Source organism: Synechococcus sp. 65AY6A5, from assembly GCF_002760415.1.
Classification (GTDB): Bacteria; Cyanobacteriota; Cyanobacteriia; order Thermostichales; family Thermostichaceae; genus Thermostichus.
Window position 1 is genome coordinate 1562203 of the sequence record NZ_AXUW01000001.1, and the last position, 25114, is coordinate 1587316.

Sequence of the window (25114 nt, forward strand, 5' to 3'; positions counted from 1 at the left end):
CGTGGAAGTATCGGAAGCGTACACCAGCAAAACCTGTACCAAGTGCGGGCACATCCACACCAAGTTGGGTGGCGCAAAGGTGTTTAGATGCCCAAAGTGCAACCATAGGCTACCACGAGATTGGCAAGGCGCTCTGGGTGTTATGCTCAGGGCTTTGCGGGATACCGCCTTTCTGTTTGGACTCCGTCCGAGTAGCGCGGTCGCGTCAGCGTCGCGTAGTGACAACGGAAACGGACAGAATGCTATCGCTTCACCGCTGAGCAGTAATGCTCAGCAGTGTTCAGCGTAAATGTATCAGATTCTTGCCAAAGGATCCCATACGGCGATTACGACAACAGACGGCAAGATCGCGCTGGTGCCAAAAGAAAAAGAGAACCTTAAGCTGACGGCCGCCGAAGCCATTAACTTGATGTTCTACGTCGTCCGCTCTGCCGACCCCCCAGAAGCAGTGATGGCACAACTGCAAGAGGCCGTTGCCAAGGCGCAAGCCCCTGATCCCGCCGAAGAACGCGCCAGAAGATATCGAGAAATCCGCGGAACTTAGCAGAAGCCGGTCGAGTCGGTTGCTCCAGGGCTCTCTGGACTAACTCGAGTTCCAGAATCAGAGGCTGGCAGGGCTGAGGGGAACCAATTTCCCGTCCGTAGTCAACCCCAGCAGCATCGGCTCCTGTGGCTGGATGGCCTGGCCAGTGAGGGCGCAACGCTGGGGCCGCTGAGCCGTGGCGGGGAAACTGGCCTGAATATCCTCGGCGGTGAGGGTGGCAGCCTCTTGAGAGTGGCGCAAGACATAGCCCCAGAGAATTTCGCGGATCAAGGCCTGGTAGCCCTGGCCGCCGGCCAACGCCTTCAGTCGTTGCTTCAGTTCCCGCTCCAGACGAATGCTGGTCACCTCCATCTCGGTGGTGGGAGTGCGAGGGTGGGCGTGGGCATGCATGCAGGGATCCTCTCCAAAGGCTTATACTACTCCTGTAGCACAAGGTGAGCACTGAGAGCATTCTAGGTGTAGAGATTTTGCCGCAGGTTTTATGGTTGAGCCGATCCCACCTCGTCGCCGCGCCTTAGAGCACCTGCTGAACCGGTTGGGGTTCAAGGATCCCGCCTGGCTGGAGCAACTGCGCTGGGATCTGTTGGATCAAGCTTTGATTCACCCTTCTCTGGATGGCCAGCGCAACAACGACCGGCTGGAGTTCTTAGGGGATTCTGTCCTGCGCATTTTGGCCACTGAGTTCTTGTTCCAGTCCTATCCCCACTTGTCGGTGGGAGAGCTGACCGCAGTTCGCTCGGATCTGATCAGCGATGCCCACCTGGCGGAACTGGCGGATCTGCATGGCCTAGAGCGCTACCTTGAGGTGGGATCCAGCTCCCAAAACGACCTGGCCGGACGGGAGCGGCGCTTAGCCGATGCTTTTGAGGCGGTGTTGGGATCCCTATACCTGAGCTGGGGCATGCACACCCTGGCCCGGCTGCATCCTTGGCTGGATCCCTACTTTCGCCAACGGGTGGAGCAGTGGTTCCAGGATCCCACTCGGCGCAACCCGAAAGCCGCGCTGCAGGAACTGACCCAACGCCTATGGGGCACCTTGCCGGAATATCGTCTGGTGGCTGCCCGGGAACACCCGCCGCACTTCACCATGGAAGTTTGGGGCCACGGCCAATGTTGGGGCCGCGGCGAGGGGCGCTCCAAAAAGGCGGCAGAAATGGCCGCTGCGGCCCAAGCCTACGGGCACTTGCAGTCGCAGGAAATAAGGTAGGCGCCACTACGAGGCGCTCCATGGGTGGCAACCGCTGTGGTAGCCGGCCTCTGCTTCCGGCACCGCCAGCCCGCTTCTACGGGGAGTTCTCGCCTCATCTCGCCTGCAGCTGCAAGCTGGGATCTGCATTGCCCAGCTTTTTGGGGGTTAGGCTGACAAGGGGGCAGAGCAGCGGCAGCCTGAGAGAGATGAGAGCGTTGAACCTAAGCTAGACCTAGCCAACGGTGCAACAAGAGTATGGATCCAAAATTGGAACAGCGCGCCCGCGAGCTGCGCGCTCTGCTGCAGAAGGCCAGCATTGCCTACTACGTCCACGATGCCCCCATTCTGGAAGACAGCGTTTACGACCGCCTCTACCGCGAGCTGCAGGAGCTGGAGCGGGCCTACCCCGAGCTCATCACCCCCGACAGCCCCACCCAGCGGGTAGGGGAAAAGCCCGCCGAGCAGTTCCCCACCGTTTCCCACCGCATCCCCCTCTACAGTCTGGAAAACGCCTTCAACCTGGAAGAGCTAAAGGAATGGCAAGAGCGCCTGTGGCGGGTTCTGGGGCGCACCCCTGAGGAAGGGGAGCTGGAATATGTGTGCGAGCTGAAAATTGACGGCGCTGCCCTGGCTCTTACCTATGTGGATGGGCTGCTGCAGCGGGGGGCCACCCGCGGCGATGGACAGTCAGGTGAGGACATTACCCCCAATATCCGCGCCATCCCTTCTATTCCCCTGCGCTTGGCAACCGCCGCTCCCCCGCCGGTCCTGGAGGTGCGAGGAGAGGCCTATCTCCCCATTGCTGAGTTCGAGCGCATCAACCGGGAGCGATGCTCCGCCGGGGATCCCCCCTTTGCCAACCCGCGCAACTGCGCCGCCGGCACCTTGCGCCAGTTGGATAGCCGCGTGGTTGCCGCCCGCAAGCTCAGCTTCTTCGCCTATGCCCTCCACTGGCCGGAGGGGTGGCCAAGCGGGGATCCCCCCCAAACCCAGTGGGAGTGTCTGCAGCGGCTAAAAGACCTGGGATTGCCCGTCAATCCTCTGTCCCAGGTGTGCCGGGGCCTCGAGGAGGTGGTCCAGTTCTACGAGCGGTGGCGGCAGGCCCAGCTTCCCTATGCCTGTGACGGTGTGGTAGTGAAGCTCAACTCCCTGCGGCTGCAAGAGGAGGCCGGCTTTACGCAAAAATTCCCCCGCTGGGCCATTGCCCTCAAATACCCTGCCCAGGAAGTCCCCACCCGCATTCGCGCCATCGTGGCCAGCGTAGGCCGCACCGGAGCCGTCACGCCGGTGGCGGAGCTGGAGCCGGTTCTTCTGGCGGGCACCACCGTCAGCCGCGCCAGCCTGCACAATGCCGATCGCCTGGAAGAGCTGGATGTCCACATCGGCGACACCGCCATCGTGCGCAAGGCCGGGGAGATCATCCCTGAGGTGGTGGGGATCCTCAAGGAGCTGCGCCCCCCCGATGCCGTTCCCTACCGCCTGCCCAGCCACTGTCCCGAGTGCGGCACCCTTTTGGTTCGCCCTGCCGGCGAGGCGATAACCCGCTGCCCCAACCCAGCTTGTCCGGCCAAGATCAGGGGGCAACTGCAGCACTGGGCCAGCCGCGACGCCATGGATATCGAGGGCCTGGGGGAAAAGCGGGTGGCCCAGTTAGTAGAAAAGCTGGGGGTGCGCACCGTGGCCGATCTCTACCGCCTCACCCCGGAACACTTGGAGAGCCTGGAGGGGATGGGATCCCGTTCCAGCCAGAAGCTGGTGCAGGCCATCCAGCGCTCCCGTCAACAGCCCTGGGAGCGCGTGCTCTACGGGCTGGGGATCCCCCATGTGGGGGTGGTGACCGCCCAGATTTTGGCCCAGCATTTCCCCGCCCCAGAACTCTTGGCCCAGGCCAGGGCTGAAGACATCGCCCAAATCTACGGGATAGGGGCGGAAATTGCCGAGGCGGTGGTGGCCTGGTTTGCCGATCCCGCCCACCAGAAGTTGCTGCAGGAGCTGCGGGAGCTGGGGATCCCTGCCCTGCCCCGGCAAGCGGCCCCTGCCGTCTCCCAGGTTCTGGCTGGGAAGAAGTTTGTCATCACCGGCACCCTGCCTACTCTCTCCCGCCAGCAGGCCAAGGCTTGGATTGAAAGCCGCGGCGGCAAAGTGACCGCCAGCGTCAGCCGCCAAACCGACTATGTGGTGGTAGGGTCGGATCCCGGCTCCAAACTCAAGCAGGCCCAGGCTTTGGGGATCCCTCTCCTGAGCGAGGCGGAGCTGCTGGCGTTGGATCCGAAGTGATCTCCATCCTTGACGAGAAAAAATTTGGGAAGGCCGGCTTGTCCTCGCCCTGGCGATGGTTTATCATGCGATTCTGTGAGGAGTGGACGCCAGAGGGGGAAGAGGACGAAACACGGACAGTCCCTTCCCCTTTTTGGTGCTCAAGATCTACCCTGGTTCCGCTCCAGAGGGTATCCAACCGAACCAAAAAGCCCACTTGCTTCCGACGACCGTCTCTGCCAGAGTTAGGAACATTCCACTATCATGAGAGTAGCGGAGACGCATGTTTCCGTTCACTCCTCACACCATCCGCCGCTCGACGTCGAGTCGGGCGGTTTTCTTATCAACTTTCTATCCAATCGCCGCAGAGCTATCCTCTACAGCCGGCTTAGGAAGCCCACAAGCTGGAAGGAAGTGCTAGACTAGTAGGTCAGTAAGTTCTGTCCCTTCAGTATTCCTACGCCTCTGCGGCCGCGCCCCACGTTTAAGCAGCACCAGAGCGTCCTGTCTTTCCTGGAATTCGCCGAACACAATAGCCAAGAGCAAACAGCAACGAGGATCCCATGGCCAAGCATGACTCCCACCTGAGATGCTCCTTCTGTAATAAGTCCCAGGATCAAGTGCGTAAGTTGATTGCGGGGCCGGGGGTCTACATCTGCGACGAGTGTGTGGAGCTGTGCAACGAGATTTTGGAGGAGGAACTCTACGACGGCAATACCCCACCTGCCACAGCCCCTGCTGCCAGCCGTCGCGAAACCCCTAGAAAATCCTCTCGCAGCTTGCCTTCTCTGGCACAGTTGCCTAAGCCGCGCGAGATCATGCGCTACCTTGACCAGTACGTGATTGGCCAAGAGAAGGCCAAGAAGGTTCTGTCGGTGGCGGTTTACAACCACTACAAGCGGCTGGCTGCTAAGGCCAACCCCAACAGCCTCGGAGCTGCGGAGCTGGATGAGGTGGAACTGCAAAAGTCCAACATTTTGGTCATTGGCCCCACCGGCTCCGGCAAAACCCTGCTGGCCGAAACCCTGGCCCGCATGTTGGATGTGCCCTTTGCCGTTGCCGATGCCACTACCCTCACCGAAGCCGGCTACGTCGGCGAAGATGTGGAAAACATCCTGTTGCGCCTGCTGCAGGTGGCGGACATGGATGTGGAAGAAGCCCAGCGCGGCATCATCTACATCGACGAAATCGACAAAATTGCCCGCAAGAGCGAAAACCCTTCCATTACCCGCGACGTTTCCGGCGAAGGGGTGCAGCAGGCTTTGTTGAAGATGCTGGAGGGAACTATTGCCAACGTGCCTCCGCAGGGAGGGCGCAAGCACCCCTACCAAGACTGCATTCAAATCGACACTTCCAACATTCTCTTCATCTGTGGGGGCGCTTTTGTCGGCCTGGAGAAGGTGATCGAGCAGCGCATTGGCAAAAAGTCGATGGGCTTTATCAAGCCAGGGGAGCAGCTAGCAGTTACCCGTGAGCAACGCCTGGCCGATGCCCTCAAGGCGCTGGAGCCGGAGGATTTGATCAAGTACGGCATGATCCCAGAATTCATAGGGCGGCTGCCGGTGGTGGCTACCCTGGATCCCCTGGACGAGAAGGCCCTCGAGGCCATCTTGACGCAGCCTAAAAATGCCATCCTCAAGCAGGCCCAGAAGCTGTTGCGCATGGACGGGGTGGAGCTAGAGTTCGAGCCGGCTGCCATTTCTGCCATTGCCAAGGAAGCCTACCGTCGCAAAACGGGGGCGCGGGCGCTGCGGGCCATTGTGGAAGAGCTAATGCTGGACGTGATGTACGAGGTTCCCTCTCGCCGGGATATCAAATACGTGCGCATCACGGCCGAGATGGTGGAGCGCCGTTCCACGCACGAGCTGATCCCTCACCCTTCCACCCTGCCTAAACCTGAGTCTGCCTAGGGTCACAGCCCTGCTGGATCCCGCTGCGTCGGCATATGATCAGTGTTTGGTCTTGCAAGGAAGGGCAAGGGGGCGCATGGGGCGGGCGGATCGCGAGTATGCGGTGATCGGTCTGGGACGCTTCGGCACGAGCTTGGCCCTCACGCTGATGGAGCGAGGGCACAATGTTTTGGGGATCGACCGCAGCCGGGAGATTGTGCAGCGTCTGGCGGATCAGCTAACGCAGGTGGTGGCGCTGGATTCCAGCGATGAGGATGCCCTGCGGGCGGTGGATATTCTCTCCTTCGACACCGTGGTGGTGGCCATCGGCAGCGATTTCGAGAGCAATCTGTTGACGACGGTGGCCCTCAAGAGTTTGGGGGTGCGCAACGTGGTTTGCAAGGCTTCGACAGAGCGGCAACGCTCGATTCTCTTGCGGGTGGGAGCGGATCGGGTGGTGTTGCCGGAGCAGGAGGCGGGGCGACGTTTGGCTCAGGTGCTGACGGCACCAGGGATCCTAGATCAATTGGAGCTGGAGCCGGGTTACAGCATCACCGAGCTGGAGGTGCCGGAGGCGCTGGTGGGCCATACGCTGGCGGAGTCGGACTTGCGTCGCCGCTTCGGCATCACAGTTTTGGTGGTGAAGCGAAAACAATCGTTGGTGGTTTCTCCCCCGGCAGATTACCTGCTGGAGAAGGGGGATCTGCTGGTGGTGCTGGGGGCCAATACCAACATCTCGCGGCTGAACGAGATGTAACGGGGGATCCGATGAGAGAGGGCTGCGTCCCGCCGCCGCAACCCGAGGGGGCTGAGGGATGGGTGTCTCCCCGATCTTCAGGAACCCCTCGCCCGACGCTGCCTCAGTCCTCTTGGATCCCGGCCAGTCGCTTACACCGGCTCTTTTTTGGGGACAGGCGTCGCCCGCTGCCGCCGCCCCTGCGCCTGGTCGCGGGGTTGGGCCTGCTGGCGGTGGTGGGGACTTTGCTACTGATGCTGCCGGGAATTGGGCGCGGGGATCCCTTGAGCTGGAATGAGGCGCTGTTTACGGCCATGTCCGCCCTGAGCGTAACGGGTCTCTCGACGATTGTGGCGGCGGAGGATCTCACTTTGTTCGGCCAGATCGTGTTGCTGCTGTTGATCCAAATTGGCGGGGTCGGCTTCATGGTGCTGGCGGTGGTGGTCTTTCAACTGCTCGGGCGGCGCATTTCCCTGCTCAACCGCTTGGCGCTGTGCAACTCGCTGGGCCTGATCGATCCGGGGGCTATTCTCGAATTGACGCGGCGGGTGTTGATCGGGGTCACCCTGATTGAGCTGGGCGGAGCTTTGCTGCTCTGGGTGCACTGGCGGGATCTCTACGGGCCGGAGCGAGCAGTTTTTCTGGCGATTTTTCACGCGGTCTCGGCCTTTTGCAATGCGGGGTTTGATCTATTTGGCGCCGAAGGGATCCCTACGGATGGCCTGTCGCTGGCGATCTTGGCGGCTCTGATTTTTATCGGCGGCTTGGGCATCCCGGTTTTGTCGGATCTGCTAACTTGGCCCCGGGGCCACCGCCCCTCTCTGCACACCCGCATCACCCTGGTCGTGGTGGTGGTCTTGCTCTGCACGGGCGGACTGGGGATGTTCTTGGCCGAGAGCTTGCCCCAGGGATCCTTGCAGGAGGTAAGCTGGCCCCGCCGCTTGGGCCTGACATTTTTTCAATCGGTTTCGGCCCGTACCGCCGGGTTCGCCGGGATCCCCATTGAGGATTTGACCCCGGCAAGTCAGTTGTTGCTGATGGCTCTCATGTTTATCGGGGCAGCTCCGGCTTCCATGGGGGGTGGCATCACCACCGGCACCTTGGCAGTGTTGGTGTTGGCCTTGTGGGGCTATGCCCGCGGTTTGCCCAGCGCCCAGATTGCGGGGCGCAGTTTGGATCCCTCGATGGTGCGCAAGGCAGCAGCGGTGTTGACCGTCTCTCTGTTCGTGGTGCTATTGGCAACTTGGCTGATCTTAATTACCCACCACCACAGCAGGCTGGATCCGGTGCTCTTCGAGGTCATCTCCGCTTTTGCTACCTGTGGCCTCTCGACGGGGTTCACGGGGGAGCTGAATTTGTTCGGCCAACTGATTATCGTTTTGGTGATGTTCTGGGGCCGGCTGGGGGCGTTAACCATTGTCCTGGCTTTGGCCCAGCAGCAACCGCGTCAGTTGGTGATCTACCCGGAAGAGCCAATTTTAATCGGGTAATCTCCTGACCAGAGGACAAGGAAATCCAAAGGGGGAGAGCAGAGGTTGGAGGTGGTTCCCCAGCTCACAGCCCCGCCGGGAAATCTCCAGCTTCCCTCGGAGGCAGCCCCGAGGTTTCCCCCAAGCGGCCTCCGCTAGACTGAGTAACAGGTAACCTCAGCTACACCCTCGTTGTCCCTTGCGTATTGGGAGCTTTCCGTGTCCAAGTTCCTCCTAATCGGTTCTACCGAACCTTTCAGCGGCAAGTCGGCGGCTGTCTTGGGTTTGGCCAAGCATCTGCAGCAACAAGGAGTGAAAATTACTTATGGGAAGCCGCTCGGATCTTGCGCCCGGGAGGATGGATCCCCGGAAGGGATAGACCCGGATATGCGCTTTGTAGCGGAGACGCTGCAGCTGACCCAGATGCCACCCATGCTTTTCCAGCTCGACGAAGAGGCGTTGCTGACCCATATCCAGCAGTCTCCGGGGGAGCCAGATCCCGCGCGCTCTGTCGCCCCTCTGCTGAAGTTTGCCACGGGATCCGCTGCGGATTTGATCCTGCTAGAGGGCCCGGCCGATCTCTACGAGGGCGAGTTGTTCGGCCTCTCCCTGGCCAAAATGGCCCAAGCCCTGGATGCTCAGGTACTGCTGATCAGCCGCTACCATTCCCCTTTGGCGGTCGATTCTCTTCTCTTTGCCCACCGCCAACTGGGATCCCATTTGGCCGGCGTGCTGCTCAACGATGTGCCACCCGACCAGATGGAGCCGGCAAAGACCATCGTTCGACCCTTTCTGGAGGCGCAAGGGATCCCGGTTTTGGGCATTTTGCCCTCCCACCGCATTTTGCGCAGCATCAGCGTTGGGGAGCTGGCGCGGCAACTGGAGGCCGAGGTGCTCTGCTGCCCGGATCGGATGGACTTGATGGTCGAAGACATCGCGGTGGGGGCGATGAACGTCAACTCCGCCTTGAAGTACTTCCGCAAGCTGGAGCACAAGGCGGTGATCACCGGCGGCGACCGCACCGATATTCAACTGGCCGCCCTGGAAACCTCCACCCTCTGCCTAATCTTGACCGGCAAGCTGCCTCTGGATCCCCGCATCCGGGCGCGGGCCGAAGAACTGGAAGTGCCGATCCTCTCCGTGGATCTGGATACCTTCACCACCATCAATCGCATCGAGCGGGTTTTCGGCCAGATCCGCCTGCACGAGGAGGTTAAGGTTCGCTGCATCCAGGAGTTAATGTCAGCAAACTTTGACTTTTCCCGCCTTTATGCCCATCTGGGCCTGACACAATCCCTAGCGTCGGCAGCAGGTGCATAAAAAAGTTATCTAGGGCTTCTCTACATCTAGCCCTTAGTAAGGCATATGTTCAGATGAGAAACACTATCTGTAACCAAGGGGGAACAGATTTTCTCTACCGTCCTGATTTCTAGTGTCTGGCGCTTGCTCCCGTTTGCAATGATTTCTGCAAGAAAACGCAGAGATCGTTTGCCATTTGCGGCTACCCACCGGCTTCAAGAGATATCATGCAAGTATTCATCACCTCAACACACCACTCCTCCCCCAGCTTTTCTGGGGGTTTTTATTCGCGCTGTTTGGCCAAATAACTCGGCTTCTGATGCCTCTACAGGCTTATGCTGCCGGTAGCGCGAAAAGATACTTTTCCAGCCACGACGGCGCCGACAGGCCCTCCAGGGGGTAGAATGCAGTTGCCGGTGTCGGCTAGGGATCCCATCATGGCCAAGAGCTTACGTCCGGGCAACCGCCAAGTAGCACCTCCCCCACGGCTGGCCGATTGCCCTCCTAGTGGCATTTTTACCGACGGGGGCTGTTCCCCCAATCCAGGGCCAGGGGGATGGGCGGTGGTGGTGGTTGAGGATGACCAGATTGTGGATGAGTTTTACGGAGGGGATCCCGCCAGCACCAACAACCGTATGGAATTGACCGGCCTCATTCGGGCTTTGCAATATTGTCGCGACACCCAGAGCAACAGCATAGACACCATCTACAGCGATTCCCACCTTTGCGTACAGACCTACAACGATTGGATGGAGCGCTGGGCAGCGCAGGGGTGGCGGCGGCGCACGGGGCCGGTGGAAAACTTGGATCTGGTGCAGGAGCTGTATCAACTCAAGCAGCAGTGCCCGCAGGTGCGGGTGGCCTGGATCCCGGCCCATCGGGGTCTGCGCTGGAACGAGTATGTGGATGAGCTGGTCGCCCGCGCCCGACCCAAGTAATTCTAATTCATCGCCTCACAGCAGAGTGCAAGACTTCCTGAACCGCTCTGGCCATGCGCTCCCAGGTAAAAGACTTGACCCACTCCAAGCCTTTGCTGATTTTTTCAGCGCGCAGCTTCGGATCCAAAACCTGAGCCATCGTATCTGCCAGGGAATCTTCTACGTAGAACGCAGCATCTCCTCCCGCTTCCACCAAGGCAGAGTTGGGATAGATGATGACAGGGGTTCCACAGGCCATGGCCTCCAATACCGGTAGCCCAAATCCTTCATAGGCACTTGGGTAAACCAGAGCTACAGCATTCTGGTAGGCATGAACCATGCCCTGTAGATCTAGGCGAGCGCTGAAGACAGGCTGAGGAGCTGCAGCTTGCCGGTAGGTCTCTGGAACAAACGACCCATCGGTGCAAAGGACAGGAAAGGGCTTGTAGGACCACTGCTGATAAGCCTCGAAGAACAACTCGTGTCGTTTGTAGGTTCCTTGCGAGCATTGAATGAGTAGCCAGTGTTTGGGGGTAGCCGAGGGATCCGGCTTGAACACACTGGTGTCAACTCCGGGGTGAGCTACCACCGCCTCTTTCCCAGTTAGGCGAAGGAGGTCACGGGCCGTGTTTTGGCTAACCGCTATGATGCGAGTGGCTACTTCAAGGGCGGCGTGCTTTTGGCGCCACATGGGATCTGCCAGATCCCAACCCAGTAGCTCTGGGATCATGTCATGGAGCAGGAGCACCTGAGGAACGTCAGGAGCTAGATAGGTATAGTAAGTGCTCATAAAAACGTCCGCCCCCGACCAAGCAAAGGCTTGCCGCAACTCAGGATCATCCCAGTAGGCGTAGCTAAAGGGATGTCCCTGCATTCTCTCTACACCTTGGGGTAGCTCTCCTATGCCGCCCCGATCGTAGAAAGTAACGCGAATCCCAAAGCGGGGCAATTCTCGCAGTAGGTTGCGCCAAACCGTGGCAATACCACTTTGGGCAAATTGGAAGAACACTCCATCCACAAACAGGTGAAGACGCTCCCGCACCTCTACCACTAAGGGATCCCCGTATGCCCAGGGGAAAAAGGGCTGCAGCGAGCAGGGCTTTTCCGCTTTTTGCAGCTCTTCCCAGGCTTTTACGGCCCCTTGATAGCCGTAGTAGGACTCCTTAAACTCCACCTGCTTTCGCAACGCATAGGCATAGTGGTCAAACACTAAGCCCTCTGCTTCTGCTTGGTCTGCAGTCAAAACCTTCTTAGGAACCTGTCCATTTCGGGTTAATATGGGCGGCTCGTGAGTTTGCCACTCACACTCAGCGGGATCCCACCTCCAAACTCGCCACCACTCCATCTGAGGGTTGTTGCCCCACTTGCCTTTGTTGTCCAACACAAGATTGGGGCCCACAAAGTAGCGACAGTAGAACTGAGCTGCCTCTAAACTGGGGTCTGCTTCAAATCGTCGATGCACCCGTCGGATTTGTTCAGCTGTCCAAATCTCATCAGCATCCAACTGCCACAGCAAGCAGGGATAATCAGGCTGAGCTGCCCTGACCATTTCGATTTTGCCATCCCAAAACTGGCCATCAGGCTTCTGAACCAGCCGAACACGGGTATCCTTGGCCGCCAAGTCTCTCAAGTATTCAACTGTGCCATCTAAGCTGTGCCCTTGAGCATACTCCTCAGGGATCCGGCCACCGTTGGCCAAACTCCACCCTGTGTCATGCCGCAAGGCAGCAACGCCCTCAACCACCACCCATTGCCAGGGGATCCCTAACCTATCCAACTGACAGAGAACAGGGTAGTGGCGCTCAATGTAGGGTTGTCCATCCAATACAATGGTGAAGAAATGAATAGGAAGGGTAGCTTTAATATCCTTAAAGATGGCAAAGCCGTTGCGGGCATTTCCCCAGCGAATGAGTCGGTAGCCACAGCTAGGAAGCTCCCTCAAGGCGCGGCTATTCTTAAAAGCAAGGATATCATCCAAGGCAATATACTTGGGACGAGCACCCCGCTCCATGAAGGCTTGCAGGTCGTACCAGCCTGTAAACTCGCCACCGTCGATGAGAAGAAGATCGGGATTGGGAACTTGACTTGCCCCATCCGTGGGAACAGACTTGAGTAAGTCTTCATCCCCCCGACGCCACTGTAAAGCCTGCTCTCGACCATAGGGAGCCCAAATGCTAGAGCCAGATTCCAACCATTCTTCCACCTCCTCCACTGTAGCAATCCTAGGTTGGGCAGCAGCGTGAATGGGAATACAGCGGGGATCCTCGCTTACCCTCTTAGCCAGCTCCCTGTAGCGCTCAGGATGAGCTTCTATGCTGTAGATGCGAACAGAGTCAGGAAGGGCATATCGCAAAACAGCTGTGGATCCTTCTCCACTACTGGCCCCTACCTCGACCACCACCCGCAGGGAGGGATCCCTGCAGATTTCTGCAAGAGCCGTCCCGAAAGGTTCATCCAGTCGAATCTCTGGTGGGATGTACCGCTCTGGCTGAGCAGAGTCATTTTTTCGTTGTTGACCGACCCAATGACTATAAGCGACAGCAGCTTCTCGATGGTAGAAATGATAGAGGGAACTAACTTGAGATGAAAAGGCATCAGGTTCATCTTGAAAGAGGTCATAAAGGTATCGAGTAATCTGGAATAGCCACAGGCGCGCCACCTCCTCTCCCAGCGGAGGATCATAAAGGGAGTTGGCAAAAGCGTCGGGTGGCCAATCTGCTAGGATTTGTTTTAACACCAGCCACACAGAATCCTCTTCCCCAGCTTTGGCGAAGTAGTCAAGGCTGTGTCCCAGGAGCTGGAGTCGCTGGTAGTCGCGTGCGGGCAGCTTCAAGGCTTCCTGCCGCATGCGTTCTGCAACAGGCTGATAGACAATCGAAAGAACCTGCAAAAATCGCCTTGCCTGTGGCCACAGCAATCCTTCCGGAGATCCACCCCCATACCTTTCCGCAAACTCAGGGGCAATGGATAGAGCAATGGTCTCCAGGAGAATTGAAGGGATACCTTCTTGCTCAGCTTGGGCAAAAAAGTTAGAGTAAGATCCTTGCCAAAATAAAGCTCCTAACTGCTCGAAGTTCTTGGCTTGTGTCACAGCTAGTAACCTCTAGTGCTCTTCCCTACAGGCGGAGAAAGTGACTCTGCCCAAGCATAGCAAGGGTTTCAACTTTTGGAAAAGGGAGGACTCCTAGGGAAGGTAGAACTACCTCTTCGGATACTCACTATTCCCATCTCGTCGGTAGCGCACGGGGCAAGTATTCCATGCGCTTCGGTTTGCTAAGGCTAAAGGGAAGATGGTGCTAGGCGCAACTTCTACTTAAGAACTTGGCTTCGTGGGCCTCTGCCCAAGTGCTGCGATTGGCTACAACCACTAGCTGCCTAAGTAGCTATCACGCAGCCTCAGCTTCGTCTCCAGTTTCGTCCCCAAACTCTCCCCCTCTCTTGATTGTGGTTGGAAGCTCTTGGCTTCTGGGATCCTGTCAGCTCAGGCTTCCTGACGATGTTCTGCCAGAGACAGCGCTGGTTCCTCCGTCGGCGCCCCTGGCGCTGGCCTTTTCCACCAAACCGGAAGAGGCGAAGGAGCTGCAAGCCTGGGCTGGGGATCGGCTGGTTCAGGAGGCGGGAGCGCAAGTAACGGAAGCGGACTACAACCGGATCAGGCCGTAGGTGAGGGCGTAGCGCACCAGCTCGGTGCGGCTGCTGGTGCCCGTCTTGTTCAAGAGGCGGGTGACGTATTTTTCCACATTGCGCACGCTGGTCTGCAGTTGCTTAGCGATCTCCTTGTTCATCAACCCCTCCGCCACCTTCTCCAACACCTGCTGTTCTCGTGGCGTCAGCTCTACCTTGATGGGTGGAGGCAAGGGGGTAGGGGCAGAGGGCTGTGGAGGAGGAGCGGCAGCCAGGGTACGCTCCGACAACAGGGCGCGAATCGAGGCCAGCTCGCGGGCCACTACCTCCGAGGGGCTGGCCGCGCGGGAGCGCTCGATGAGATTGGAGACAATGGCCACCAGCTCCTCCGGGTCGAATGGCTTGGGCAAGTAGGCATCGACGCCGGCCCGGTAGCCCTGGATGCGGTCGGCGGTCATCCCCTTGGCGGTGAGGAAGACCACGGGCAGGTGGCTGTAGGGATCGAGTTTTCGCACTTGCGCCAAAAATTGGTAGCCGTCCATGCCCGGCATCATGATGTCGGAAATAATCAACTGTGGCTGCGTCGTGCTGAGCAGTTGCAGGGCTTGCTGGGCATTGGCAGCCGGGATCACCTCAAAGCCGCTGTCTTCTAGATAGGCTTGCACTGCTTCCCGCAAGCCTGGCTCGTCATCCACCAACAAGATGCGGGCCCGTGCCGAGGCAGGTTCGGATTTGGCTTGAGCGAAGGGGGCCATTGTGCAGCTCCTGGATAGCTTTCAAGATTTTGGCTGGAAGAGACATACCTGCTCCATTTAAGCCCTACTGGGCCGTGAGCAATCTGAGGCGGAAGCAGGAGCCCTGGGGGGAGCTTTCCACCTCGAGATCTCCTCCCATTTGGGCGGCCAAGTCGCGGCTGATGGCCAACCCCAGCCCCTGCCCCGGCTTGGAGGGATCGGCGCGAAAAAACGGATCGAAGATCCGCTCCAGGTTCTCAGGATGGATGCCGGGGCCGTTGTCGCAGACAGCGATCCACACCTCCTGGCAAGAGGAGGCGCTTGAGCCTCTCGCTTCCTCGGCGGGCTTGACCTCTACCCTGAGCTGGATATCGCCGGGGGGCGGGGTGTACTTGCAGGCGTTGTCGATTAAGTTATCCAACACCTGGCGCAGGGCGCGGGGATCTGCCAGTACCGGCGGCAGGAAAGGGGGAAGAACGGCCTGAAAGCGATGTCCCTGCGCTTCCGCCAGGGCCTGATAAATAGGGCTCCACTCCCGCAGCAGGTCGGCCAAGGAGAGGGGCCGAAGTTGGAGAGGAGCCGGGATCCCGTCCAAGCGCTCCAGCTCCGCCAGCAGATCCTGCAGATGCTTGCACTCCTGTTCAATGCTCAGGCCAATCCAGTGGTTGCGATCGTCGGGGGGCAGACGCTTTTGCAACAACTTGGCCAGCGTGCTCAGGGCGGTTAGAGGATTGCGCATCTCGTGGAGCAAGGTGGAGAGCTGCTGGGCAGATAGAGTGATCCCCCCGCCAGGCCTGGGATCCCCGCCCCCACAGACGGGCTCAGGCTCTGGGTGAGGTTCGGCAACTTTTTTCGCTCTCGGCATGGATCCCCTCTTTCAACTCTCCTGGAGCAAGCAAATCGATCCTAGCCCCATCCTCCCTGGGATTTGCCACTTCAGACCGGCTCCAGGCCGGCGGACTAGAGCTGGCGGGGTAAGTAGATATTGAGAATTTCCCCTTGCCGAGCCCGATGGCGCACAGTGAGATAGCCCCCCAAAGCTCGGAACAGGGTTCGGGCTACTGGCAGGCTGAGGCTAATGGCCCCGGTATCTGGCTGCACCACCAACAACTGGCCAATTGGCTGAGGGGACTTAAGTTCCAGGCTAGGGGTGTCGCTCCCCTCGGGGGTGTTTACCTGGAACTGCAGCTTCACCAGCTCGCCAGCGCTGAGCAATTGGGCGCGGATGCCGCTGCCAGCGGGAGTACTACGGGCTAGGCGGTCGATAATTCCAAATAGCACCGCCTCCAGGGCTTTGGGATCGCTGACCACATCGGGCAGCTCGGCAGGGATCTCCAACTCCAAGCGGGATCCCCGCCGTTCCACCTGTTCCTGCCAGCGGGGCAGGTTTTGCCGCACCAAGTCCACCAGCGCAATCGGCTCCAGTTGCAACCGACGTCCCTCGCCTGGCGTGGCAGCGGGCATGACCGTTTCTGTGGCCTGGAAAAACAGACCGAAACGGTTGATTTGCTCGGTGCACTCGCGGTCGATCTTCTCCACGTATTCCCGCACCCGCGGTGGCAGGTCGCGCCGCTTCAGGATGAGGCTGACCAAGGTGCGGATGGTGCTGAGGGGCGTCTGGATCTCGTGGATGAGAGCCCGCAACAACTCCGCCTCCGAGAGGCTGCCCGCTTGCTCTGGCTCGGCTTGGGGAGCGGAGGAGCGGCCGTGGGCGGGAGGCTCAGGCGCCGGCGAGGAAGCGGAAGATGAAGAAGCCGGGATCTGCCTTGCTGCTGGTGGCGGTGGAGGCACAGCGGCAGCCTCCTGTTCTGCCCTGGCAGGGGGCAGGCGGGCGGGCGGGGATCCAAACTCGGCCAGGTTACCCAGCAGAAGGAAGCTGCTGAAGCGGGCCAACACCCGTACATGCGGCTGCATCAGGGGATAGTGGCGGGCCAACTCCTGCCAAGCGGCCAGCCGGTCTGGCCTGCCCTGTTGAACCCGTTGCTCCAGGCTCTGCCAGGCTCGTCGGATCACCTCCGGCTCAAAAGAGACCATCATCCCCCTCTGCCGGGTGTGGGGATGGTGACCCTGGGCAGCTACTGCCGAAAAAACAGGGGTGAGCAGCAACAGAAAAGGCTCCTCCACCAGTGGATCCCGCGGCAGGAGAGGGATCACCGTCTGCCCAGGGGTGAGGATTGACTCAGGGGAAAAATCCGGGCTGAACAACCAGGGGGGTTCCCGTGCCGGCTCCCAAGAGTGGCGGGGAAGATGCAGCGCATCCATGGGCAGCGGCAGTTGGGGTAAGGGATCCTGCACCACCCAAGGGGGCCACCAGGAGACCGGCCCCCCGATCACCACGCCAAACTGTCCAACCTCTTGCCATAGCTGGAGCAGGGCTGCCACCGTCTGCTGCCAAGAGCGCTCTCCCGCCCCCGGCAACCATTCTGGCAAGGGTAGAGCGGCCCACAAGGCTTCCATCAAGGACAGAAATCGGCGGCTGTTCACGGATCCCTTTGATCCCACCCTTCCCCTGTAGGCTAGCGGTTGTGGAGCTTCTAGGACAGCGGAAAACCTCACCTTCTCCAGGGCGGATCCCCGTCTTGCTCACCCAATCCGTCCATCTGGCAGAGTCGCCCCGCGCAGGTTGGCTCCCGCGAGGTTGGCGGTGCTGAGGTCGGCGCGGGTGAGGATGGCCTCGCGGAGATCGGCATTTTCCAGGTTGGTGCGGCCCAGATAGGCATCCACCAGGCTGGCCGATCTCAGGTCGGCCCCGGCCAGGTTAGCCCGACTCAGATCCGTCCGCGCCAGCTTGGCCGAGCGCAGGCAGGCGGCGGAAAGATCGGCTCCCGCCAGATCTGCCTCGCTGAGGTTGGCTTCCGCCAAGTTGACCTGGCTGAGCATGGCTTCCTTCAAGTTGGCCCGCCCCATCTGCACCCCCTGTAGGTCCCCGCCCAGAAAGGAAGCTCCCCTCAGGTCGGCGTTGCTGAGGAGGGCCCCGCGCAAACAGGCCCGCTGTAGGTTGGCTCCCTGTAAGTGGGCTCCGATTAAACTGGCCTCTTTGAGATTGGCCCCCCTTAGGTCGGCCCGCGTCAAATCCGCTCCCGCCAGGTTGGCCCCGCTCAGGTCGGCGCGGCTGAGATTGGCGCTGCGCAGCACGGCTGCCCGGCGACTCTCGAAACGGAGATTGGCCCCCTGCAGGCAAGCCCCCCCCAGGTTGGCGCTGGTGAGGTTGGCCCAGCGCAGATCCGCCTCTAGCAAGTTGGCGTCGATCAACAGAGCCAGCGTCAAGTTAGCCCCGTGCAAGTCCGCCCCTTGCAACGTGGTGCCGTGCAAATGCGCATCTCTGAGATCTGCCTCGCTCAGGTCAGCCTGGCTGAGGTTGGCCCCACTGAGATTCGCTCCCACCAAGTTGGCCTTCTGCAGCTTGGCCCGCCCCAGGTAGGCAAAGATCAAGTTGATACCATGCAGGTCGGCCTGAGAAAGGTCTATCCCGATCAAATCCGCTCGGCTCAGATCCAGAGCGGCCAGGTTCTCGCCTGCAAAGTTAACCCGTCCTGCCCGGTACAGTCGGAGCAGATCTTTGGCATCCATTGGCATCCATAGAATCCATGGAAGAGAGCTGATCCCGCGCTCATGGCCATTCTAAAGCGAGACACTGCACTGGAGCGCCAGCATTATCGGCTCTAGGGAAGGCAAAGGACTTGGCCTCGCCGGCGCGACCAAAAAAGTAGGGTGGCCGCCAGGGTAACAGCAGAGCGGTTGGACAGCGCCTTTGAAGGTTCGTTTCGGGACTCCGAAGAATCTCTGCCCTCAAGGGTGAGGAGGGTCAGGGCTTTCGCGCCCGGCGCTGTCTTGGATGTTGGCAGCGGCGAAGCGGCATCCCTCACCCCCCACCCCTCTCCCACTGGGAGAGGGGGGCTGCTCCTACAGCTACAGCTCTCTCTGACTTCAGGCGAGTTGACGGGATCCCAGAATGGCGGGCTTGGTTTTCAAACCAGGCCAAATAGACGGCGCTCTGCCTCCTCCATGCGGGCCAAGAAAGCGGCGAACTTGGTGGAGATCTCCTCGACTTCCTGCAAAAAGGCGCGCAACGTCTGGTACTTGAGAACTAAGGCTTCTTCTAGGGGACGGCTCTGGAACTGTTCGTCCAAGGCCTGGCCCAGCTCGCTCAGGGCATTTTCAATGGCGGTTTTGATCGCGCCAATGCTGCGCCGCACCAAGCGCATCACTTCCTGCTCCAACTGGGGCTTTTGGCGGGCCAGCTCGCTGGTGGCCAGCACCTGCCGCAGAGCGGCATAGGGATCCCCCACCTGAAGCGGCATCTCGGCCATCTCTCCTGGCTGTCCCGCATTGCCGGCGGGCCGCAGCAAACCCCACTCCGACTGCTCCAGCCTACTCAGGATCCCTCTGAACAGGGCAGCGGATCCCTCTACGTCTTTCAGAAGGCCACGCAGCACCTGGTGTTTGAGGCTCAGGTATTGGTCCGGATCCTCGTCCTGCAGCCCTTCGTCCAGGGCGTTGCCCAACTCGCTCAGGGTGTTCTCGATGGTGGCCATCAGGGATCCGGCGCTACGGTGCAGCAGTTGGCGGCAGGGTTCTGGAAGCTCTGACGCCAGAACGGCAGGAGCAGAAAAAGCAGGGGGCTCGGCTGTCGCTTCCCCCTCGTTCGGGCTTTCGGACTCCAGCCAAGTGATGCGGCTGGACTCCGTCCCGCCAGTGCCGACGGCATTTTCCCCATTGAGCCAATCGAGATCGGCGGCGAGAGTCTCGGCAGCTAGCCCCCCACCGGCCATTGTTTCTTGGGACACGTAAACGTAGAGAGGCTGCAGCATCTGCAGCACGGCGTTAGCTGCTTGGCTATCCTGCTCCGGCTCCTGGAGCTGCTGCACCGCCTGTTGCAGCCGCGCTTCCAGCTCCTGCGGGGAGTTGCAGGCGTCGTAAAGGGCTCTGAGCAGCTCGTCGAGACTGTAGCGCCGTAGGGCCGCCAACCCTTGCACCGTGGGCTCTAGCCTGTGGTGCAAAGCCGTGAACAAAACCAGCTTGGCCCGCAAGGGACTTGTCTGCTGCATCACCCCCGCCCGCAACTCGAACGGGTCGTAGTCTTGCTTGTGCAGTTGTAGGCCGCCGTATCTCACAGGTAAGCTGGGCGCAGGCGCCACCCAAGCCGGCAGATCCCCAGATGAAGCAGTCAGAGGGCTGCCGGGATCCGATTGAGACTGGTGATAGAGGAGCTCGAGCTTGCTCAGCAGCAGTTTGGCGACGCGGGCGTATTCAGCCTTCTTGTTGATTTGGCTGATGGCGTCGCGAAAACGCCGGACTAGGTCCTCCAGGGTCGCATGCTCGCGGTAGAGCTGCTCCAGCAGAGCCTTTAGCTCCTCCCCGCTCAGCTTGACAGCGTCGTTTGTCCAAGTGCGGGTGCAGGTGAAGTAAACCAGCTTTTTTACCCGGTCTGCGTACTCGCCCTGCTGCACCTCTTGGACGATAAGGTGAAGGGGATCCGAGAGAACCATAGGAGCTGCTCAGTGGGAGTTTTAGGCCTTGGGGTTAAAAGGCCGTTTCTGGAGGAGCATGGTCAAGAGGTCCTACCATCATCATGTAAGGAAGCGGCGAAGGCAATCAACCAGGGCCAAAGGCTCTATCCGCCTCAATCCTCTTGCCAGTCTAGGTCGGAATCGGTCAGGATGCGATGGCTCTGCTTACGGCAGGTCAGGTGGTGCCCCTCCCCCCTTCGCTTGAGACCTGGGCAAGCTGGGGCAGAGTTTGCCGCTTGCGCTTCCTGGAGTTCATGTAAAAGCTGTAGGTAAAACCCCCGCCGCTCCCAGTCCAGCTCCCGCAGCCCACAGCCCGGCTCCCGATCGTGCAAGCAATCGCGAAACTGACAGGTGCCCAGCCGCTCCCGCACTTCCGGAAAGCAACGTATTAGCTGCTGAGGGGAAACCGGCGGGATCCCTTCGCCGGCATTGAACCCCGGAGAGTCGGCAATCCAACCCCCCTCTGGCAGAGGGAACAGCTCCACATGGCGGGTGGTGTGCCGCCCCTGGCGCAACTTCTCTGACACCGCTTGGGTGGTCAGCTGAACAGCCGGCAAGAGTCGGTTGAGCAAGCTTGACTTGCCTACCCCTGAGGGGCCAGCCACCACCGAAATCTGATCCCGACAGCGGCGGCGCAGCTCGGGGATCCCTGCCTCAGTAAGGGCACTGACCAATAGAGGCTCATACCCCCACCGCTGCAGACGCTGTCGCCAGCTCTCTGCCACCGCCGCCTCTACACAATCGCACTTGTTGAACACCACCTGAACTCGCAGGTGGCTGGCCTCGGCCTGCACCAGCAGACGGCTGAGGGCGTTGGGCTCGGGCTCCGGCTCGGCCAGGGCCATCACCACCAAGACTTGGGTTATGTTGGCGATGGCCGGTCGAGGCAACTGAGTTCGCCGCGGCAGAATGGCCTCAATTGCCCCCCGCTCCGGCCAGAGAGAGTCGGCAGCCGGCGGTAAGCTAACCTCCACCCAGTCCCCCACCATCACCGACTGCCCCATTTTTTTGAGCTTGGCCCGAGCAGTGCAGAGAAGCTCCGCCGGCATCGGCTTTTGGGCCGGGAAATGCGCCTCGATCTCAGGAAAAAGGGCAGCCAGCTCGGGATCGATGCGCACGCGATAAAAGTTGGCCTGGGCGGCGCGCACCCAGCCAGTGCAAGTGGATCCCTGCCCCTCCTCTTGGACGGCGCTCCGGTGGCTCATGCCAAATTCCCACGGCGTACCCAGAGGATGTGGTGTCCCTCGGGCGCCGCTTGTTGCCCTTCAATGTAATGCCCCGCCATCGTCAGGCTCTTGGGCACCTGCTCCAGAGGCTCTCCTGCATCCAGCCACAGCTCCAGCACCTCCCCCGGCGCCATGCGTTCTAGGCGCAACTTGGCGCGCACGTAGTTGAGCGGGCAGGGGATCCCGCGTTGATCCAGAACCAGCTTCACCTCGTGGGGGGGAATTGCCTCTGCCGTCATTCTTCTTCTCGCTCTCGGTTGCCGGGCATTTGGGCCAGCCCCCGCAACAGCCCGCCCAAGAAACCGTCCCGCTTGTTGATGCGTTCCCCATGCAACTCGGCCAGGCGCATAAGCAGTTCCCGCTCTTCCGAGCTGATGCGGGTGGGAATCTCCACTACCAGGGTGATTTTGTGGTCGCCCCGCAACATCGGATTGCCAAGGCGAGGTACCCCCTTGCCCTCCAGAGTTAGCACCGTACCCGGCTGGGAACCCGCCGGAATGGTCAGCTCCGCCTCTTCCTCCAGGCCCGCCTTCGAGTCCACCGTGGGCACCAAGACTTTAGCCCCCAAAATGGCCTGCAGATAGCTTACCCGCACCTGCGAGAAGATGGTGAGACCATCCCGCTGGAAGTCGGGATCCGGCTCGACGAAGAGGTAAACGTAGAGATCCCCAGGTGGGCCACCGCGCCGACCGGCATCCCCCTCGCCAGAAACCCGCAGACGGGTGCCGCTGTCCACGCCGGCAGGGATGTTGATGCGCAGCTTCTTGGTGGTCTGGGCGAGGCCCTCGCCATTGCAGTTATAGCAGGGCTCTTCCAGCACCCGGCCGGCACCGCCGCAGGTGGGGCAGATCGAGACCTGGGTAAAGTTGCCAAAGGGGGTGCGGGTGGCCCGCCGCACCTGACCAGCGCCGCCACAGGTGGGGCAGACTTTCACATCTGTGCCGGGCTTGGCCCCGCTGCCCCCACAGACCGGGCAGACCTCCAAGTGGCTGATGCGAATTTGCTTTTCGCCGCCGAAGATGGCCTCGAGAAACTCCAATTTCAGGTCAAAGCGCAGGTCATCCCCGCGTACCGGCCCTTGGCGGCTGCGGCTGTAGCCAACTCCCCCTCCCGCAAAGTTGGTGAAGAAGCTCTCGAAAAGGTCGGCGAAGCCACCGATTCCGGCGAAATCCTGGAACCCGCTGGCGGCAGCCGCCGCACCGCTCAGCCCAGCTTCCCCAAAGCGGTCGTAGCGAGCCCTCAGCTCGTCGTCCGAGAGCACCTCATAGGCGCGGTTGATTTCCTTGAAGCGATCCTCAGCCCCTGGCTCTTTGTTGACGTCAGGGTGATACTTGCGGGCCAGCCGACGATAGGCGCGCTTAATCTCTTCCTTGGAGCTATCACGGCTAACCCCCAAGATTTCGTAGTAGTCACGAGCCATAGAAGCGCTTCAGAGAACAAGGATCGAATGACGCCGGAAACACAGCTTGCCGGATGGCCCAGGCAATGCCCCTCTGCCATGCCCCAGAGCTGAGCAAAAGCCTTCGCCGAGTATCCTCAGCGAGTGCCATAGATCTCACTCCCCATCTCTAGGAGCACAGCCCGCAGCTCTTCCATTGCATTCCGTAAAGTTGCTAAGTCTACGTTATCATTTGCCAGCAGCGCCCTCAATGTGCCCGCCGCCTGGGCCCCCCTCTGGAGGCAGATCTCGCTAAGGCGACTGCCGTGCTCCTGCAGGGTCTTCTCGTAGTTGTAGAGCAGGCTGTCCGCTTGGTTGCGGGCTTCCACCAACTGCCGCCGGCGCCGATCTTCTTCGGCGTAGGCCTCGGCTTCCCGACGCATCCGCTCGATCTCGCTGCTGCTCAAGCCGCCGTGGTTGGTGATCTTGATGCTCTGCTCGATCCCCGTCCCCTTCTCGCGGGCGGAGACTTTCAAAATGCCGTTGGCATCGATATCAAAGGAGACTTCGATCTGGGGCACCCCGCGGGGAGCTGGCGGGATCCCGGTTAGTTGAAAGCGGCCCAAGGTCTTGTTGTCCTTGGCCATAGCCCGCTCTCCCTGCAAGACGTGGATTTCCACCATTGTCTGGCCGTCGGTGGCGGTGGAGAAAATTTGGGTTTTGCTGGTGGGAATGGTGGTGTTGCGCTCGATGATGCGGGTGAATACCCCGCCCAAGGTCTCCACGCCAATGGAGAGGGGAATCACATCCAACAGCAGCAGGTCTTTCACTTCTCCGCCTACCACCCCTGCCTGGATGGCTGCGCCAAGGGCTACTGCCTCGTCGGGGTTGACGGAGCGATCCGGGTTTTTTTTGAAGATTTGCCGAATCTTCTCCTGAACAGCGGGAATGCGAGTAGAGCCACCCACCAGCAGCACGCGGTCGATATCCTCAGGGGAGAGGCCGGCATCCCGCAAAGCTTGCTCGGTGGGCTCAACAGTAGCCTCCACCAGATCCTGCACCAACTCCTCGAACTTGGCGCGGGTCAGCTCCACTTCCAGGTGTTTGGGCCCGGAGTCGTCGGCGGTGATAAAGGGCAGGTTGATGAGCGTAACCTGGGTGCTGGACAGCTCGATTTTGGCCTTCTCCGCCGCCTCCCGCATCCGCTGCAAGGCCATGCGATCCCGGGAGAGGTCGATCCCTTCCGTCTCCAAAAACTGGCGGTTGAGCCAATCGACAATTCTCTGGTCAAAGTCATCCCCGCCCAGGTGGTTGTTGCCGGCGGTGGCTTGTACCTCGAACACGCCGCTGCCCAGTTGCAGCACCGAGACGTCGAAGGTGCCGCCACCCAGGTCGAAAACCAAGATGCGCAGATCTTGATCTTGTTTGTCCAGCCCGTAGGCCAGGGCGGCTGCCGTCGGTTCGTTGATGATGCGCAACACCTCCAGTCCGGCAATGGTGCCCGCGTCTTTGGTGGCCTGGCGCTGGGCATCGGTAAAGTAGGCGGGGACGGTGATCACCGCCTGAGTCACCGGCTCCCCCAGATAAGCCTCCGCGTCGGCCTTCAGCTTTTGCAGGATCATTGCGGAGATCTCCTGGGGCGTGTAGGCGCGATCCTGCACCACCACCTCCACCATGTTGTCCCGGCCAGGGATCACCTTGTAGGGGACTCGCTTGCGCTCTTCTTCAGTTTCGGCGAAGGTGCGGCCAATGAAGCGTTTGATGCTGAAGATGGTGTTTTCGGCGTTGGTAACCGCCTGACGCTTGGCCAGTTGGCCCACCAGGCGGACGTTGTTCTTGGCAAAGCCGACGATGCTGGGGGTGGTGCGCCCTCCTTCGGCGTTGGTGATCACCACGGGCTTGCCCCCTTCCAAAACCGCCACGCAACTGTTGGTGGTTCCCAGGTCAATCCCGATGACTTTGCCCATACCCCTCTCTCCCCGTGCGTCAAATCCCAACCCAGGACAATTCCACGGATCTCATAAGAGCATTTTGCCCAGAATCCCGCAGAAACCTTCAGGCGGCGCTTCCGCCTCCGTAGCTTTACTGTAGCCTTTTTGAGGCTATCCCGGCTTTGTTTGTCAAGGTTCAAGTGAGCAAGTTTGGTTAGCTAATCCGCCGTTCGCGCTAGCGGGACGTAGTCCTGGAAGCCCCGCTCTGTACCCCCCTATATCCCAGCCCCCCAGTCCCCCCGTATACGGGGGGATATAGGGGGGCGGGCCGGCCAGAGTCGGGATGAGAGGCGGGAGCGTTCAACAGGTACAATGCATTCATCATGAGAACCGCTTACCAGTACCGCTTGCG

General features: G+C 60.3%; 20 protein-coding genes. 9 read left to right on the forward strand and 11 right to left on the reverse strand.

Features of this window, described 5'->3' with window-relative positions; genetic code table 11:
• Nucleotides 1-289, forward strand: a 289-nt coding sequence (locus tag SYN65AY6A5_RS07475) for a zinc ribbon domain-containing protein (protein WP_143597111.1), incomplete at its 5' end; no start/stop codon positions are given.
• Complete coding sequence (locus SYN65AY6A5_RS07480; protein WP_099812345.1) at nt 290-544, forward strand: hypothetical protein; 255 nt, start codon at nt 290-292, stop codon at nt 542-544.
• Nucleotides 545-601: 57 nt separating this feature from the next.
• Here the strand turns inward: SYN65AY6A5_RS07480 and SYN65AY6A5_RS07485 are convergent, their stop codons facing one another.
• Nucleotides 602-934 carry a hypothetical protein gene (locus SYN65AY6A5_RS07485; protein ID WP_011429695.1) on the reverse strand — a complete coding sequence of 111 codons (333 nt, stop codon included), beginning with the start codon at nt 932-934 and terminating at the stop codon, nt 602-604.
• A 91-nt stretch (nt 935-1025) separates the two neighbouring features.
• Between SYN65AY6A5_RS07485 and rnc the strand changes: the two genes are divergently transcribed.
• The 7 genes from rnc to SYN65AY6A5_RS07520 all read left to right on the forward strand — a co-directional run bounded on the left by rnc (nt 1026) and on the right by SYN65AY6A5_RS07520 (nt 10320).
• On the forward strand, nt 1026-1751 hold the full coding sequence (gene rnc, locus SYN65AY6A5_RS07490) for a ribonuclease III (protein ID WP_011429694.1): 726 nt from the start codon (nt 1026-1028) through the stop codon (nt 1749-1751).
• Nucleotides 1752-1988: 237 nt separating this feature from the next.
• Nucleotides 1989-4010 carry an NAD-dependent DNA ligase LigA gene (gene ligA / locus SYN65AY6A5_RS07495; RefSeq protein ID WP_011429693.1) on the forward strand — a complete coding sequence of 674 codons (2022 nt, stop codon included), beginning with the start codon at nt 1989-1991 and terminating at the stop codon, nt 4008-4010.
• Between the two features lie 542 nt (nt 4011-4552).
• On the forward strand, nt 4553-5899 hold the full coding sequence (clpX, locus tag SYN65AY6A5_RS07500; protein ID WP_011429692.1) for an ATP-dependent protease ATP-binding subunit ClpX: 1347 nt from the start codon (nt 4553-4555) through the stop codon (nt 5897-5899).
• 76 nt (nt 5900-5975) lie between these two features.
• Nucleotides 5976-6635, forward strand: coding sequence for a TrkA family potassium uptake protein (locus SYN65AY6A5_RS07505; protein ID WP_011429691.1), 660 nt, complete (start codon nt 5976-5978; stop codon nt 6633-6635).
• A gap of 62 nt (nt 6636-6697) precedes the next feature.
• The gene (locus SYN65AY6A5_RS07510) at nt 6698-8104 is read left to right on the forward strand and encodes a potassium transporter TrkG (RefSeq protein WP_240527719.1); all 1407 of its coding nucleotides are present in this window, start codon (nt 6698-6700) and stop codon (nt 8102-8104) included.
• 198 nt (nt 8105-8302) lie between these two features.
• Nucleotides 8303-9403 (forward strand): phosphotransacetylase family protein, encoded by a 1101-nt coding sequence (locus SYN65AY6A5_RS07515; protein ID WP_099812347.1) that lies wholly within the window; start codon nt 8303-8305, stop codon nt 9401-9403.
• A gap of 383 nt (nt 9404-9786) precedes the next feature.
• Nucleotides 9787-10320, forward strand: coding sequence for a ribonuclease H (locus tag SYN65AY6A5_RS07520; RefSeq protein ID WP_240527720.1), 534 nt, complete (start codon nt 9787-9789; stop codon nt 10318-10320).
• 7 nt (nt 10321-10327) lie between these two features.
• Here SYN65AY6A5_RS07520 and SYN65AY6A5_RS07525 read toward each other — a convergent pair whose 3' ends face one another.
• The 10 genes from SYN65AY6A5_RS07525 to dnaK form a co-directional block, all read right to left on the reverse strand.
• Nucleotides 10328-13189 (reverse strand): glycosyltransferase, encoded by a 2862-nt coding sequence (locus tag SYN65AY6A5_RS07525; RefSeq protein ID WP_143597115.1) that lies wholly within the window; start codon nt 13187-13189, stop codon nt 10328-10330.
• Nucleotides 13190-13940: 751 nt separating this feature from the next.
• Nucleotides 13941-14678 carry a response regulator transcription factor gene (locus SYN65AY6A5_RS07535; protein WP_099884177.1) on the reverse strand — a complete coding sequence of 246 codons (738 nt, stop codon included), beginning with the start codon at nt 14676-14678 and terminating at the stop codon, nt 13941-13943.
• Between the two features lie 64 nt (nt 14679-14742).
• Nucleotides 14743-15522, reverse strand: coding sequence for a HAMP domain-containing sensor histidine kinase (locus SYN65AY6A5_RS07540; RefSeq protein ID WP_011429685.1), 780 nt, complete (start codon nt 15520-15522; stop codon nt 14743-14745).
• A gap of 95 nt (nt 15523-15617) precedes the next feature.
• Nucleotides 15618-17141 (reverse strand): histidine kinase dimerization/phospho-acceptor domain-containing protein, encoded by a 1524-nt coding sequence (locus SYN65AY6A5_RS07545; RefSeq protein WP_041438144.1) that lies wholly within the window; start codon nt 17139-17141, stop codon nt 15618-15620.
• Between the two features lie 99 nt (nt 17142-17240).
• Nucleotides 17241-18227 carry a pentapeptide repeat-containing protein gene (locus SYN65AY6A5_RS07550; RefSeq protein WP_168174247.1) on the reverse strand — a complete coding sequence of 329 codons (987 nt, stop codon included), beginning with the start codon at nt 18225-18227 and terminating at the stop codon, nt 17241-17243.
• Nucleotides 18228-18625: 398 nt separating this feature from the next.
• Nucleotides 18626-20146, reverse strand: a complete 1521-nt coding sequence (locus SYN65AY6A5_RS07555; RefSeq protein ID WP_099812353.1) for a hypothetical protein — start codon at nt 20144-20146, stop codon at nt 18626-18628.
• Between the two features lie 134 nt (nt 20147-20280).
• Complete coding sequence (gene rsgA / locus SYN65AY6A5_RS07560) at nt 20281-21372, reverse strand: ribosome small subunit-dependent GTPase A (protein WP_011429680.1); 1092 nt, start codon at nt 21370-21372, stop codon at nt 20281-20283.
• Nucleotides 21369-21632, reverse strand: a complete 264-nt coding sequence (locus SYN65AY6A5_RS07565; RefSeq protein WP_011429679.1) for a sulfurtransferase TusA family protein — start codon at nt 21630-21632, stop codon at nt 21369-21371. Before SYN65AY6A5_RS07565 ends, rsgA begins: the two co-directional genes overlap by 4 nt.
• Nucleotides 21629-22813, reverse strand: a complete 1185-nt coding sequence (gene dnaJ / locus SYN65AY6A5_RS07570; RefSeq protein WP_011429678.1) for a molecular chaperone DnaJ — start codon at nt 22811-22813, stop codon at nt 21629-21631. The genes SYN65AY6A5_RS07565 and dnaJ overlap by 4 nt, the downstream gene beginning before the upstream one ends.
• Nucleotides 22814-22929: 116 nt before the next feature.
• Nucleotides 22930-24738 (reverse strand): molecular chaperone DnaK, encoded by a 1809-nt coding sequence (dnaK, locus tag SYN65AY6A5_RS07575; RefSeq protein ID WP_011429677.1) that lies wholly within the window; start codon nt 24736-24738, stop codon nt 22930-22932.
• Nucleotides 24739-25114 lie beyond the last annotated feature (376 nt).

Excerpts from the sequence above, each read along its gene's own strand:
- SYN65AY6A5_RS07480 (WP_099812345.1), top strand. The coding sequence starts at position 290 with ATGTATCAGATTCTTGCCAAAGGATCCCATACGGCGATTACGACAACA.
- SYN65AY6A5_RS07485 (WP_011429695.1), bottom strand. The coding sequence starts at position 934 with ATGCATGCCCACGCCCACCCTCGCACTCCCACCACCGAGATGGAGGTG.
- rnc (WP_011429694.1), top strand. The coding sequence starts at position 1,026 with ATGGTTGAGCCGATCCCACCTCGTCGCCGCGCCTTAGAGCACCTGCTG.
- ligA (WP_011429693.1), top strand. The coding sequence starts at position 1,989 with ATGGATCCAAAATTGGAACAGCGCGCCCGCGAGCTGCGCGCTCTGCTG.
- clpX (WP_011429692.1), top strand. The coding sequence starts at position 4,553 with ATGGCCAAGCATGACTCCCACCTGAGATGCTCCTTCTGTAATAAGTCC.
- SYN65AY6A5_RS07505 (WP_011429691.1), top strand. The coding sequence starts at position 5,976 with ATGGGGCGGGCGGATCGCGAGTATGCGGTGATCGGTCTGGGACGCTTC.
- SYN65AY6A5_RS07520 (WP_240527720.1), top strand. The coding sequence starts at position 9,787 with ATGCAGTTGCCGGTGTCGGCTAGGGATCCCATCATGGCCAAGAGCTTA.
- SYN65AY6A5_RS07535 (WP_099884177.1), bottom strand. The coding sequence starts at position 14,678 with ATGGCCCCCTTCGCTCAAGCCAAATCCGAACCTGCCTCGGCACGGGCC.
- SYN65AY6A5_RS07540 (WP_011429685.1), bottom strand. The coding sequence starts at position 15,522 with ATGCCGAGAGCGAAAAAAGTTGCCGAACCTCACCCAGAGCCTGAGCCC.
- SYN65AY6A5_RS07550 (WP_168174247.1), bottom strand. The coding sequence starts at position 18,227 with ATGGATGCCAAAGATCTGCTCCGACTGTACCGGGCAGGACGGGTTAAC.
- SYN65AY6A5_RS07555 (WP_099812353.1), bottom strand. The coding sequence starts at position 20,146 with ATGGTTCTCTCGGATCCCCTTCACCTTATCGTCCAAGAGGTGCAGCAG.
- rsgA (WP_011429680.1), bottom strand. The coding sequence starts at position 21,372 with ATGAGCCACCGGAGCGCCGTCCAAGAGGAGGGGCAGGGATCCACTTGC.
- SYN65AY6A5_RS07565 (WP_011429679.1), bottom strand. The coding sequence starts at position 21,632 with ATGACGGCAGAGGCAATTCCCCCCCACGAGGTGAAGCTGGTTCTGGAT.
- dnaJ (WP_011429678.1), bottom strand. The coding sequence starts at position 22,813 with ATGGCTCGTGACTACTACGAAATCTTGGGGGTTAGCCGTGATAGCTCC.
- dnaK (WP_011429677.1), bottom strand. The coding sequence starts at position 24,738 with ATGGGCAAAGTCATCGGGATTGACCTGGGAACCACCAACAGTTGCGTG.